General features: G+C 44.7%; 13 protein-coding genes. 5 read left to right on the top strand and 8 right to left on the bottom strand.

Features of this window, described 5'->3' with window-relative positions; genetic code table 11:
• Positions 1-129: 129 nt before the first annotated feature.
• Together metK and HG547_RS06640 are read left to right on the top strand one after the other, a co-directional pair.
• Positions 130-1,281, top strand: coding sequence for a methionine adenosyltransferase (gene metK / locus HG547_RS06645; protein ID WP_037414745.1), 1,152 nt, complete (start codon positions 130-132; stop codon positions 1,279-1,281).
• Between the two features lie 195 nt (positions 1,282-1,476).
• Positions 1,477-1,857, top strand: a complete 381-nt coding sequence (locus tag HG547_RS06640) for a hypothetical protein (protein ID WP_248278709.1) — start codon at positions 1,477-1,479, stop codon at positions 1,855-1,857.
• Positions 1,858-1,863: 6 nt separating this feature from the next.
• On the opposite strand, the gene HG547_RS06635 is transcribed toward HG547_RS06640, so the two are convergent.
• The 3 genes from HG547_RS06635 to HG547_RS06625 all read right to left on the bottom strand — a co-directional run bounded on the left by HG547_RS06635 (position 1,864) and on the right by HG547_RS06625 (position 4,897).
• A complete protein-coding gene (locus HG547_RS06635; RefSeq protein ID WP_169547379.1) occupies positions 1,864-2,208 on the bottom strand; it encodes a hypothetical protein in 345 nt (114 codons plus the stop codon).
• Complete coding sequence (locus HG547_RS06630; RefSeq protein ID WP_348981361.1) at positions 2,198-4,150, bottom strand: EAL domain-containing protein; 1,953 nt, start codon at positions 4,148-4,150, stop codon at positions 2,198-2,200. The genes HG547_RS06635 and HG547_RS06630 overlap by 11 nt, the downstream gene beginning before the upstream one ends.
• A gap of 186 nt (positions 4,151-4,336) precedes the next feature.
• Entirely contained in the window at positions 4,337-4,897 is a 561-nt protein-coding gene (locus HG547_RS06625; protein ID WP_169547378.1) for a GNAT family N-acetyltransferase, read from the bottom strand.
• A 153-nt stretch (positions 4,898-5,050) separates the two neighbouring features.
• On the opposite strand from HG547_RS06625, the gene HG547_RS06620 reads away from it, so the two are divergent.
• The gene (locus tag HG547_RS06620; RefSeq protein WP_169547377.1) at positions 5,051-6,064 is read left to right on the top strand and encodes a GGDEF domain-containing protein; all 1,014 of its coding nucleotides are present in this window, start codon (positions 5,051-5,053) and stop codon (positions 6,062-6,064) included.
• 18 nt (positions 6,065-6,082) lie between these two features.
• Here HG547_RS06620 and HG547_RS06615 read toward each other — a convergent pair whose 3' ends face one another.
• Entirely contained in the window at positions 6,083-6,313 is a 231-nt protein-coding gene (locus tag HG547_RS06615) for a hypothetical protein (protein ID WP_037414628.1), read from the bottom strand.
• Between the two features lie 70 nt (positions 6,314-6,383).
• Here HG547_RS06615 and HG547_RS06610 point away from each other — a divergent pair, with 70 nt between their 5' ends.
• Entirely contained in the window at positions 6,384-6,800 is a 417-nt protein-coding gene (locus tag HG547_RS06610; RefSeq protein ID WP_144346610.1) for an META domain-containing protein, read from the top strand.
• Positions 6,801-6,868: 68 nt separating this feature from the next.
• On the opposite strand, the gene HG547_RS06605 is transcribed toward HG547_RS06610, so the two are convergent.
• Both HG547_RS06605 and HG547_RS06600 read right to left on the bottom strand, forming a co-directional pair.
• Positions 6,869-8,191: a dicarboxylate/amino acid:cation symporter gene (locus HG547_RS06605; RefSeq protein ID WP_037414623.1), complete on the bottom strand. Its 1,323-nt coding sequence runs from the start codon at positions 8,189-8,191 to the stop codon at positions 6,869-6,871.
• A gap of 162 nt (positions 8,192-8,353) precedes the next feature.
• The gene (locus HG547_RS06600; RefSeq protein ID WP_037414621.1) at positions 8,354-8,650 is read right to left on the bottom strand and encodes a DUF4234 domain-containing protein; all 297 of its coding nucleotides are present in this window, start codon (positions 8,648-8,650) and stop codon (positions 8,354-8,356) included.
• Positions 8,651-8,867: 217 nt separating this feature from the next.
• Between HG547_RS06600 and HG547_RS06595 the strand changes: the two genes are divergently transcribed.
• Positions 8,868-9,311, top strand: coding sequence for a GNAT family N-acetyltransferase (locus tag HG547_RS06595; RefSeq protein ID WP_037414619.1), 444 nt, complete (start codon positions 8,868-8,870; stop codon positions 9,309-9,311).
• 58 nt (positions 9,312-9,369) lie between these two features.
• On the opposite strand, the gene HG547_RS06590 is transcribed toward HG547_RS06595, so the two are convergent.
• Positions 9,370-10,662, bottom strand: a complete 1,293-nt coding sequence (locus tag HG547_RS06590) for an HAAAP family serine/threonine permease (protein ID WP_037414617.1) — start codon at positions 10,660-10,662, stop codon at positions 9,370-9,372.
• Between the two features lie 448 nt (positions 10,663-11,110).
• Positions 11,111-13,678, bottom strand: a complete 2,568-nt coding sequence (locus HG547_RS06585; RefSeq protein WP_169547376.1) for an acylase — start codon at positions 13,676-13,678, stop codon at positions 11,111-11,113.
• Positions 13,679-13,681: the final 3 nt, after the last annotated feature.

Genomic DNA, 13,681 nt, shown 5'->3' with positions numbered 1-13,681 from the left:
GAGATTTACCTCACTAAGTACAGAAATATTTAGCTTTGGGGGTGTCATGGCGATGAAATTCCACTAAAATAGCCGTCTAGATGTAGATGCTTCTACACGTTTGATTGCTAACAACGAGATTTTCCTACTATGGCAAAGCACTTGTTTACTTCTGAGTCGGTCTCAGAAGGTCATCCCGATAAAATTGCAGATCAGATTTCTGATGCTGTGCTAGACGCGATTCTGGCCCAAGATCCTAAAGCACGTGTCGCGTGCGAAACGTATGTCAAAACTGGCATGGTATTAGTAGGTGGCGAAGTGACCACCTCTGCCTGGGTTGATATTGAAGAGCTGACCCGTAAAACGGTTCGTGAAATTGGTTATATCCATTCTGATATGGGCTTCGATGCCGATTCTTGCGCCGTATTAAACGCGATTGGTAAACAGTCTCCAGACATCAACCAAGGTGTCGACCGCGCTGATCCAAAAGAGCAAGGTGCCGGCGACCAAGGGTTAATGTTTGGTTATGCCAGCAACGAAACTGACATTCTGATGCCAGCGCCTATTACTTATGCCCACGCATTAGTGAAGCGTCAATCTGAAGTGCGTAAAAACGGCACTCTGCCATGGTTACGCCCAGATGCGAAAAGCCAAGTTACCTTCGCTTACGAAGACAACAAGATTGTTGGTATCGATGCGATCGTACTGTCTACCCAACACAGCCCTGATATCGCCCAAGCGGATTTGATTGAAGGCGTGATGGAAACCATCATCAAACCAGTTCTGCCAGCACAATGGCTGAGCAAGGACACTAAATACTTCATTAACCCAACTGGCCGTTTCGTTATCGGTGGTCCAATGGGTGACTGTGGTTTAACCGGTCGTAAGATCATCGTGGATACCTACGGTGGTATGGCGCGTCACGGTGGTGGTGCATTCTCTGGTAAAGACCCATCAAAAGTTGACCGTAGTGCTGCTTACGCTGCCCGTTACGTTGCGAAAAACATCGTAGCAGCGGGTCTGGCAGACCGTTGTGAGATCCAAGTGTCTTACGCTATCGGTGTAGCTGAACCGACTTCTATCAGTGTTGAGACTTTCGGTACGGGTAAAGTATCTGAAGAAGTCTTAATCAAGTTAGTCCGTCAACACTTCGACCTGCGCCCATACGGCCTGACTGAAATGTTGAACTTAGCTCGTCCAATTTACCAAGCGACTGCCGCTTATGGTCACTTTGGCCGCAGCGAGTTCCCATGGGAAGCGACGGATAAAGCTGACGCACTGCGCGCCGATGCAGGTCTGTAATCTACATTAAGCTCATGCTTTTACAAGAAAAAACCGCCTAATGGCGGTTTTTTTATGCTTAGGATGTATTGCCTAACCCCATTACTCTCAACAAAATGGCTTTCACTGTAGGCAAAAGACAGAGACTCAATGAAGCCGTTAATCGCACAACTCCAATTCTGCTCTTAGGCGACCAAGGTAGGCCATCACGAGCCCATGGCCAACACCTTAGGCAGCCTAGACATAGCCACTTGCCTTGAAAGGGAGCCCGGCCGTTTTTTCGAACCGCCCTACACTGAACCCTATGAAAGCTTATGTGTTAGCGACCATCAACAAGCCAACAGATTAAAGCCCCAAGTATCTAGTGAAATCGTCGCTCAAATAGCGAAAACCGCCTATCTGGAAACGTGGAAAATAATGACCGTTGCCGAGATTTGCGCACTAGTCGCAGATGATGCCGATACCTTAGCCACCTTATTGTTAGCCGAAGTCACGCTCTGTGACTTCACAAAAGAACGTTTTGCCTGGTACTTGCAGGGACGGCTTCCTTTTGGCTATCAAGGAAATTTCCCGACGGGGGAATGGTTAATTCTGTGATCCGGATTAACAGTGATCAAAATGGGCGTTTTGCATACACAGCAGATTTATCTGCGCGGCGGATAACAGTGCACACTCTTGTTCGCCAATTATCCTTGCACCTTGAACGACCTCAGGCGTTAAACATACTATAGCCGCACTGTAAGCATTGGTGCGGCCGCAATCGAGCCAACAATCTTCAATCTGTAACCAATAATGGGGGCGACTATCGTCGCAATCGACTTCAAATCCTCGGGCCTCACATTGCTGCAAGGCACACTCGGATAATAATACGCGCAGGTTGTCCCACGCCGATAAACTTGTCTGGGCATAGTTAGTCAACAAGATATTGACCAAGGATTTACTCACCATTTATCTCCAACCAAAAGGCTTTAGCATCGGGTCCTGGCATTGCCTTGGCATATAACCAACCTTGCACATAAGCAACACCAGCTTCTTTTACAAACTCGGCTTCAACACGGGTTTCAACACCCTCAGCTGTTAAGCTAAAACCTAAACTACTACAAAGTTTGCAAATTTGCAGATATAAAGTACGACCTTTAGGCTCACTGGCATTGGCGAGAATACTGCGATCTAGCTTAATACCATCAACATTGATTCGACTCAGTAGACTTAAACTCGAAAACCCAGTACCAAAATCATCCAACCAAAAACGGAAACCACACAGCTTAAGCTGTTTGATACTGCTATCAATGCGGCTTAGATCCAACATGAATGCCGATTCTAACATCTCAATTTCGACCTGATGAGCAACACTACCTAATCTATCATTCATAATCGCTAATAATTGACTATCGGTGATGTTATTTGGGTCAATATTTATACTGACCTTAGGAAAAAAGCCCTCTAATGCCCAACGAGCAAGATCTTCTGCAACGGTATTAATTACAAAACGATCAATAATGTGGGAATAGCCCGCACGTTGAAACGCATCAATAAAATAAGGGCCTTTTAAGGCCCCATACTCATCCCGAAGACGAATTAGCGCCTCAAATCCAACCACTTTACCATCAATTAAAGCAATCTTAGGTTGATAGTGAAGCTGCAATTCACCGGCTAACACCTCTTTGATGGTTTTCTCTAAATTAATTTCAGCCTTTAAAGACTCTGATTGTTTTTTTAGATAATGTGTTTCATTCATCAGCTCAATATCTGCTTGAAATTGAATCCTTTTCATAAGTTCTCGATCGAACTCATAGTGTTCACTCATTAAAGAAAATCGCTGTACAAATGGTAGATAAATCAACACACCGATAGCTATCAAAAAACATTGAAATAACACAGCACTAAAATGCCCACTCGCCATATAAGCATTAATAAATGGAGGTGTTATCCAAGGAAAGCTATGAGCATCAAATTCTAGAATACCTATACTGATGGCGCTATAGGCCAATATAAAATTCACTATGGGCGAGAGTATAAATGGCAATAATAATCTAGGGTTAAAAATAATAGGTAAACCATAAATCAATATTTCATTGATATTGAAAAATGCAAAGGGCGTTGCAATCTTAGCAATATGGCGTGTTGCACTGTCTTTAGAACTAATGAAAATAGCAATAATGAGCGATAATGTCGCCCCGCTGCCACCGTAAAGAATAAACAAATCCATAAATTGACTCGCGGTTAGATTAGGTACAACCTCAGTCAAGCCATTATCGACACCAATTAATAGTAGGTATGCATTATCACCGTGCACACCGAAGCTCCAGAGCACATGGGTTAATAAAATACGGATAAACAATTGGATCCCAATACTAGCGGTTTGCAAAGTATCAATTAGTGGCGAAAAAAACCAACTAAGTAAGGCAGATGCTTCGGTAACAAGCATCAATATAACCATAAAACAAATAACTACTGGCAAAAAAATATTCAGATGCTGTTTTAAGTATCGACTCAATGCTTTTCCTTTTACTAAGTCTAGCCATCGCCAAGTAACCAATATGCGCAATAGATATGCCGTTAAAATCGGTAATAAAACCACCCGAGGATCACCTAAAACCACATCAACATAATCAATGCTAAGTACTTCCTCTGTGGTTGGCACATGCAAAGCTAATAAAATGCTAAAGGAGATTGAGCACACAACAATCGCTGAAAGCTGAAGATATTTGGCAAAATGAAAGGAAAGAGAAATAAGCGCAAGCAACGGAAATATCTTTGTAAGCTGCACTGAAAAAAATGTTAAGCCATAAAAAAATGCCGTTGTTTGCCATTCCGGGATCCAACTACTTAATAATGCTATAACCAGTGATAGTAGTGAGTTTACAAGAATAAACGGCAGTAACGCGATAAAGGACTCACGTACAGAGATAAGAAAACTTCTGTCCAGAAAATTTCGAAGTTCAAAAATGATATCAAGGTTATTATTGACAACTATTTAATAAAACATAGTCGATCAATCTTTTAGGACACAATCAACCTAAAAAAATACTGATTTTTGAAAGCTGAACAACGTAACATATGGCGGGAAAACGAGTTAACGATGAGCGAGTGCATATGAGCGAATATCAACACTCATAATATAATAATCCCTATCAGAAAAAGTAAAAAAATCTGCAACTTGCATTTTAGCTTTACGAGTATGCGCCGCCAAAGAACGCTCATTTTCATCAGCTATAAACGTCACCAGATAAGTAAAACTAGGCGCAACTTCTCGGTAAATGCGAGTAACAAGCGCCTCAAAAACGCCTTGGCCACGATATGCTTTATCAACCCAGATGGGACCGTATTGACAGCTGTTTTGCACCGTTAATTGAGGACCATCGCCATTGATTCGATTCAATCTTTTCAACAAATTGCGATAAATTGGCCAGGTCTCAAAAAACGACCAACGTCCCGCAATCACATAACCAATAATGCGTCCGTTAATTTCAGCGACCACAATCCAATGCTTATCAATTAGCAGAGTTAATTCATTACGATTAAATGCTTGCCCTTCCAAATTGACACCATTAGACATTAACTCATCATTGAGATGCTGGCGCTCTAACGCGGCCAATATATCAACATCTTGTTTAGTTGCTAATCGCGTTTGCATCAGAGGTATGTCCAAGTTGAGCTGATCGCTAGATTTTAAGCGCGTCAGTATACTTAAATAAATGCTAAAGACTTTATTTTTTAGGAAAAAATTTGCTAATAACGCTATTGTTTCCCACACTTATTGAATTGTAGGTCATTCACTCGCCATTTTATGCTGCCAGAGACTATCAATCCCCAAATCAGTGTGCTTGACAACGATCTACTTCAAGTCAATTTAGGTCGTTGGATGCAACAATGCGAATTAATAAAAAGTTACTACAGCGCTACCCACGTGTTTGTATTACAGATAACGCAATCGGGTTTTGAAGTGATCGTCAGCTCCGTCAGCGAAACGCCGCTTTTTACTTCTGGCACGCTTTTTCCAAATAACTTCCCGCTCTTTGAAGCATTAAAAAATAGCAACATAGACGGAGATTATCTCAATTTAAGCCGCTTTATGCTCGATGAACTTCCAAGAGATTTTGACGGAATTCAATACATTCTGTCCCGCCCCATTGCATGGCCAGATGGCAGTCAATTTGGTTCACTATGCGTGTTAAATCCCCATATGGTCGATCCTTTAAGCAACAGCGCCATGCTTGAACCTTTCCAAATCCTGCTTCAGCAGGAATTATCCCTGTTATGTCAAAACCATAGAATCGAATCGCTATCAATGCGCGATCAAGAGACCGGCATGCTCAACCATTACGGCTTTATGATGATGGCTCCTAGGCAACTCAATCTTGGACGACGCTTTGGCGCCCATGCGGGGATTCTTTTCTTCGAATTGATTGAAGCTGACTCGCCGGAAAACCGCTTAGAAGAGAAACATCACAGGCTACTCGGTAATTTGGTTCAAGATACCATTCGCACTGCCGATGTAGCAGCCCATTTCAGCGCGACTCAGTTTGTGGTGTTAGCCTTTGTCGATAGCGAACGCGATATATTGCACATTATGAAGCGGGTCGAAAAACAATTAGAACAGCAAAATCATCACCTTAAACTCGATTCCAGTTACAGTTTCTTTACCCCTGAATCGACGGCTAAGTTAGCGCCCATGATGGAAGATGCTCGCAGTAAACTAAAATCTATGTTGCAAGAGCCAACACAATCGAGCAGTAATCAGGCAAAAGAGATCAATGCCGAGCTTTATAACAACCCCGCTGCAGACTCGGCCGAGTTGTAAAAGTCGCAAACGCTATTATTACTTTGGCAACTCATCCTGACGCTTCGCCCATTGGATAAATAACACCACAGGATAAGGTGACATCAACACTAAGCCTAAGCCAATTAAGCTTGCGATCAATAACATCCCACTGATTTCTAGACTCCATTGAGTCAACATATAAAACCCAAGTCCACAAACTAACATCAAAACCCCTAACCAATGTAAAAACTTCAACAAATTCATAGTGCTTTTAATGCTATCTTGCATATAAACCTCTTTTTATCTCTCGCTAAACTTGTACACTATTACCATGAATATCGAAAAAGGAACTGAGACAATGTTAAAACAAACATTTCTATTAAGCGCATTACTTTTTGGCTTAACGGCTTGTCAGAGTACTGACGTCGCCCATCAAGACACTGTGTCATTACAGGGAAGCTGGCATATTGAAGCAGTCCAAGGACAACCGACTGTTGATTACAGCCCGGCTCAAATCACCTTCGATACTGAAGGTAAGCTTTCTGGCAATAACAGCTGCAATAACTTTTTTGGTCAATATAACCAGCAAGGGCAGGAGTTGAAAATCATCCCTGGTGGCAGCACCATGAAAGCCTGTGTCGATTCATTGATGCAGCAAGAGCATAAAGTCATGCAAGCACTACCACTGGTCGCTAAAGCCAAATTAGTGCAAGGACGTCTGACATTACTCAGCAGCGACGATAAACCTGTTCTAGTGTTAACCCAACTGAAATAAAAGTGTATCGATAATAAAAAACCGCCGATTGGCGGTTTTTTATTCGAATCAAATCTTAACTCGATCGATTAACTCTTAGTCGCAGCACTTTCGTTTGCGGCATTTTGCTCTGCAATCACGGCGCTTTGCACCATATCAGCATTGTAATGCTCAACGTCAAGCTCATCTTCTGATTTGGCAATTACGGTCGTCGCCACTAAGTCACCAGAGACGTTCACAACAGTTCGCGCCATATCCAAAATGCGGTCAATCCCCGCAATCAAGGCTACACCTTCTAAGGGTAAGCCCACTGTCGAGAGCACTAGAGTCAACATCACTAAGCCTGCGCCCGGTACCCCCGCGGTGCCGATTGAGGCTAACGTCGCGGTTAAAATAATCGTTAGATAGTCGACCCACGTTAAATCAATCCCAAAGGCCTGCGCCACAAACAGCGCGGTCACGCCTTGGTATAGGGCTGTACCATCCATATTGATGGTGGTGCCTAAGGGCAATACAAAACTGGAGATCTTCTTGTTTACCCCAAGATATTCGCTCGCACATTTCATACTTGCAGGTAAAGTGCCTGCCGAACTTGAGGTGGTAAATGCCACCGCCATCGCATTGCTGATCCCCTTAAAAAAATGCAACGGATTAAGCTTGGCAAATAGGCGCAGCACTATGCTGTAGAAACCTAACACATGGATAATACAGCCAATATAAACGGCAATAATGACTTTAATCAGTGGCCATAGCATGTCGATGCCATACTCACCCGCAACCCATGCCATTAAACCAAACACACCATAGGGCGCAAGCTTCATCACCATATCGGTCAACTTGTACATGGCCTCGGCAAGGCTCTCAAACACCTTAATCGCAGGTTTGCCATGGTCGCCAATCAATACCAATGCAATCCCAAGTGCCACGGCAAACACAATGACTTGTAGGATCTGGCCACTCGCCAATGCAGCGACGGGGTTGGTGGGCACTATATCAATCAACGTTTGCATCACCGAGGGTACTTCTTTGGCCGTACTTACCGCCTCGTGTTGCAACAAAGGAACACCCGCACCAGGCTGAATCACATAGCCCACCACTAAGCCTAGGCTTATCGCAATCGCCGTCGTACAGAGATAAAACGCAAAGGATTTAAAACCAATCCGTCCCATTTTGGCGGTATCCTCCATTGAGGTGACACCAACAATCAAGGAACAAAAGACTAAAGGCACAATCAGCATTTTGATGGTATTAACAAACAGCGTGCCAATAGGTTTTAGGTAGGAAGCCTGCTCGCCTAAAGTGACCCCCACCAGAATCCCGAGCACCATACCAACGAAAATTTGTAGCCACAGGGGCACTGACATCCAAGCAGACCAGATCCGGCCTAAGGCTGATGACCTTTGTTTTGACATGTTTATAACCTTGAATTTGAAATGATGATAGGGCGAAGCCTTATCCTTGGCGGGACTAACCTTCAATTAGCCAGCCGCCGAGTCTACCATAAGCAATAAAACTTTAAGGATGATCTATATCACGTTGATATCAACCGCGGCAAAATCCAGCTAAAGCATCGCTTAGGCCTCGAATTGCGCCGTATTGTCTGACGGAGCAAAACGTTGACGATATAACGATGCTGGCGGCTGCTCACACTCAATAAGGTAGCTCCAGTAGTCATCATCGAAACCGCTAAAGAGTGACTGATTTTCCCCCTGAGATTTGAGGATCAAATACCACCAAACCAGCCCCCATAAGCCAAAGGTAACTAAAGTTAGCATAAAGTGCATCCCATGGTTAACTTGAAGATCTTTATGAGCATCATAAGGTTGTAAGAATATTGGTTTAAACCGACGAGTTGATTTAACGAATCCCATAATCGCGCCACTTCTGCTAGTGAAAACCTTATTCAAGCCTAGCAGATTAGACTTTAGTCGTACAAAATTTAGCCGCAATTAAAGGGCGATAGGGATCTGTGCTCACTCGTTCTGATGGGGGTTCCGTGCTACAGTGTATGCCTAACTCATCCCGATACATCAGCGTCATCCCAAACACAAGAGCGGTAAATGTCATTAACCGCCGAGGAGTTGTTAAATGTTGATCCGTAAAGCTAAAGTGCAAGATCTTAGCGCCCTAGTCCAATTTAATCAGGCAATGGCGCAAGAGACCGAAGGTCTTGCCTTAGATGAAACCACGCTTATCAAAGGCGTCAATACCCTACTTAATCATCCCGAAAAAGGCTTTTATCTGGTAGCTGAAATCGAAGGAGAAATTGTCGGCTCGCTGATGGTGACCTTCGAGTGGAGCGACTGGCGAGCCAAAGATTACTACTGGATCCAGAGCGTATATATTCGCCCGCAAAATCGCCGTCAGGGGATTTATGGCAGACTCTATGCTGAGGTAAAACAATTAGCCGAGGCCAATGGTGGCGCCGCCAGCTTCCGTTTATATGTCGAGCAGGAAAACCTCGCAGCTCAGCAAACCTACCAAGCCTTAGGGATGAAGCAAAGTTACTATCTAATGTACGAAGAAAAGTAATAAAAAAGGATCGAGCAATGCTCGATCCTTTGATTTAAACCGCTTATGTATCTCAGTCTTAACTGAGTAGACCAAATAGAATCGCCGTCATCGCCAGTAAACCCGCAATCACCACAAACACATTGCTGATACGGTGACGATAAGCTTTTAGTGCCGGCACTTTATACACAGCATACATTGGCATTAAGTACAAAATCGCCGCAATCACTGGGCCGCCTAGCGCCTCAATCATTCCCAGAATACTTGGGTTTTTAATCGCAACGCCCCAAATGGTGGCAAACATAAACACGAGGATAAACTTGTTCAGCTTATTGTCACAGACTTGCTTATTGCTTGAGCGTAATTGCTTAACAATAATGCCCTTCATACCTTCAGTTGCGCCCATATAGTGACCAAAGAAGGAAGAAACAATCGCGATAAAGGCAATGAAAGGCCCGAAATAACTGACAAAACCGCTATCATGCACGTTTGCTAAATAGGACAAAATAGGCAGGTTCTTTGCCTTCGCTTCGGCCAATTGTTCAGGCGACAATGACAACACGCAGGAGAATACAAATAGCATCACAAAGCCGACTAACATCATCGATGTATTACGCAGGATCACATCGGCTTTACGTGCAGCATTGCCGCCATGGTCGCGCTTAAGGGAAACCGAAAATTGCGAAATCGCCGGAGAATGGTTAAAGGCAAACACCAGTACAGGGATGGTTAGCCATACTGTGCCTAAAAAGGCGCCAGTTTCAGGCACAACTTGCAGTGCATCCATTTTCCATTCAGGAATAAGATACAAAGACATAAAGGCCAAAATCCCTACCAGCGGATACACCAGCAGTTGAGTCACCTTCAACATAAATTGCTCACCGGCTACCATCACGGCCATCATGCCGAAAATCAAGATACCAGAAAGCAGAAAACGCGGCGGTGATGCCATGCCCAATTGGTTGACGATAAAACTATCAACAGTATTGGTGATCCCCACGCCATAGATCAGCACAATCGGATAGATCGCTAAAAAATAGAGCAGCGTAATCGCCTTGCCCGCGCCAATCCCAAAGTGTTCTTCAACCACTTGGGTAATGTCACTGCCAGGAATGCTCGATGAACAAACAAAGCGTGAAAGACCACGGTGGGCCAAATAGGTCATAGGTCCGATGATGATGGCCATCAAGACTAAGGGCCAAAAACCCCCCATACCCGCATTGATAGGTAGAAAGAGAATGCCCGCCCCCACAGCGGTACCAAATAAACTCAGCATCCAAGTAGTATCTTGGCGCGTCCAAGGTAAGCGTCTTGTTGTGCTTTCTTGCGTGCTTTGAGGTGTTTCTAAAACACTGATCGCATCTTTTTGCATAGTAAAATTACCTTACGGTGAAACCGCATAAAAAATTCGGCGTAAGGATAGCGAAAAAGCTTAAGCAAAAGTTGATCTAAAACCATTTTAAGTAATGGAATTTCAAATAAAGCTGGGATTGAGATCTAGATCTATGAATTTATGTAATAAATTTTCAATAGCGCATCAAAGTGATCACAATTAATCACCAAGAAAGTACAGTAAATTTACCCTTAAGCCTAAATAGCGACATTACTCTGTCGTCGATAAAAGCCACAAAAACGTGTTAAGTCGCAAAAAACCGATAAATACAACAAAGCTCAAACAACCACTATAAAAACTTGAACTAGATCACTAGCGGCATTGTTAAATTTTTACATTTTGTAACGTTGAACAACCTATAAAAAGCCCACCCAATAAAAAGGCCCACCTAAGTGGGCCAATGAATCACCACCCGACTAGCGCAGCACTATTGGGCTTTTTGCAGCACCAACTCAGTGGTTGAGACTACGGCTGGCGCAATATCAGCTTCCTTAAACAGTAAAGGACGGAAACTCTTACTGCTGGAATACAGATTGCTTTGGTCGGTAAACGAAGGCGACAGTATATTGCTCGACTCAGAATAAGTGAGTATGCCGCGCGCAACAGGGCCCTCATCGGTAAAGCTCACCGCCATCATCCAACTTGAACCATAACGTATTTGATATCCCTTCGCCGTTAAGCCAGAACCCATGGCTTTGCCTGTAACGACGTCCATCAGAGGCGCATATTTATGTTGTGGAATTAGCGTATCGTCGCCTGATAAGCTAGTTGAAAACACGTTAAAACCACCCTCAGCGTTGTGACTCCCTGGCCAAGGTAGACGCGCTCCGCTGGCAGTGCCATCGGGAAGAGACTTCTCGACAAACTGCACATCACCTAGCGGTGCATCTAAAGCAAAACCTGCGGCTTCTAAATTCAGCGCCGCATGAGCAAGCGCCACTAATGCACCGCCGTCGGTAGCCAGTGTATTCGGAGTGGTCGCCGCATTCGCGGGATCAAATCTCTTGGTCAGCATCGTCTTTTGATTAAACTGATGGGCAAATTCGCGCAGTAAGGCGCCGCCTTTGCTGTCATTATCTTGCTTACCATTCCACGCTTTTAACGCCGCACAAGCTGAGGTGAGATCTTTTGATAAACTGGCAGACACTACCACAGGCGTACTGCCTTGTGCCTCACATTGGGCAATTAATGCCGGCAAGACCAGTTCAGCCAAGTAACTACGATTTGATAATACGGCAGCCTCCAACTCTTGGAGATTGAACTTACCATCGCTCCCTGCCGCATCCTGCATTAGCGTTAATCCCATACGGGTACGCAGTGATAATTGCCCTGCTTCTGGGCCATACATAGGCGAGAAGTACGTCAGGGGCTCATTCAAGTTTGTTGACCAGAAGGAGTCATTGGAGTTTTGCACAAAGTCACTACGCTCCAGCTTAGGCGCACGTTCATAGGGCGTGGGGCCACTAAAGCTAAACAAGGAAGTATTACCCGGCAAAATAGTAAAGCCTGCTTTCTCTTTTGCCGCCTTAATATCGGGCGAAGTCTTTAACAGCACAACGGCAGACTCGGACAAACCGGGTACTGTCGAGTCATCGATATAGAAGGCATTACCCTCTTTATCGGCATACATAGTGTTGTTGAAAATAACCCCGTCGTAATCTTTAAAGGCTTGTTGAAATTCATCTTTATTGGTCGCTAAGTTCATGGCGAGCCAGTGATCGACAGGATCCATTGTCGCCATATTGGCATCTTGGATCATAAAGGCGCTGCCATCATCCCAACCAAAAGGCGCAAGCGTAGGTGGCGCCTCAACCATAGGGCCTTTGGCCGTAGTGTAAATATCCTTTTCAGCCACTAACATGCCCGCAGGACCGGCGTTCACTATGATAGAAACCGTCTCTTTATTGATCGGCATGGGCTTACCATCAAACAGATATTGCAATCTATCGCCCGAGACCAACTCAAGGTTGTACATCACAAAATGCTCAGCGGTTGAGAAGGTATGAGTCCAAGCTAAGTCTTTGTTAAAACCTATATTGATCGGGCCAGGCATCCCCACCAGCGAGCCCCCCATCATATCTAAATGCCCAGGGATGGTAATATGGGATTGCCAAAAACGCAGGTTACCCGTATGAGGGAAATGCGGGTTGCCCAGCACCATACCGCGACCATTTTCGGTCTTATCTTTACCCAGTCCCCACCCGTTAGATCCTAAATCCCGAGGATTGGTTTCTGGCGTGGTAATACGGGCAGCACGGGCTATCAATTTAGACTGCATATCGCTAACAAACGCGGTCTGCTCTTGGCTCGGCGCAGGCCCCACGATACGTGGCATATATTCCTGCGCATCCCCAGGATTAGCGTAGAAAATCAAATCGAGGAAGTTAGCCGCTCCGGGTAACAATGCAATGGAAAACAAATAAGTGACCACATCTTCAGGCACGATAGGTTTTACCCAAGGTTGGCCGCCACAGAAAGGTTCTGCTGTTTGTTTGCCCGCCTCCACATCCGCAAGATACTGGTTATAACCCGCGGTAAAACCTTGGATTAATGCACGAGAGCGTTCACTAAACTGCGGCCACTTAGCTTCGGCTTGCTCACGGATTTTTAAGGCTTTGTAGGCAAAGTCGGAGATTAAGTTGCCATTATCTTCGGCAGTAGGTAGCCCCGTGGTGAAATCTATCGACGCATGGGGGCCGAAGTACATAGAGCGCTGGGAATTCGCCTTAATAAAACCATCGGCGAGTACACAGAGGTTGTCCTGCGCTTGTGCGTAACCGCTACCAAAACCTAGGCTTTCTAAATTGTCGGCTTGGATATGGGGTACGCCGTAGGTGGTTCGTCGGATATTGGCTTTGAGTAAGCCATTAGGGGCAAAGGTTTGCAGTTGGGTTTCAGGTTCGGTAGGTGGAGTACTATCTTCGCTATCGTTACAGCCTGTGAGCATCACCCCGCAGGCCATCCCCATCGCGATCATGAGTTTGTTGAATTTCATTAT

Origin of the sequence: Shewanella sp. DNRA4, from assembly GCF_012843185.1 — a bacterium.
In the GTDB taxonomy this organism is placed as follows: Bacteria; Pseudomonadota; Gammaproteobacteria; order Enterobacterales; family Shewanellaceae; genus Shewanella; species Shewanella xiamenensis.
The sequence above is the reverse complement of the archived record's forward strand: the minus strand, read 5'-3'. Positions and strand labels throughout refer to the sequence as shown.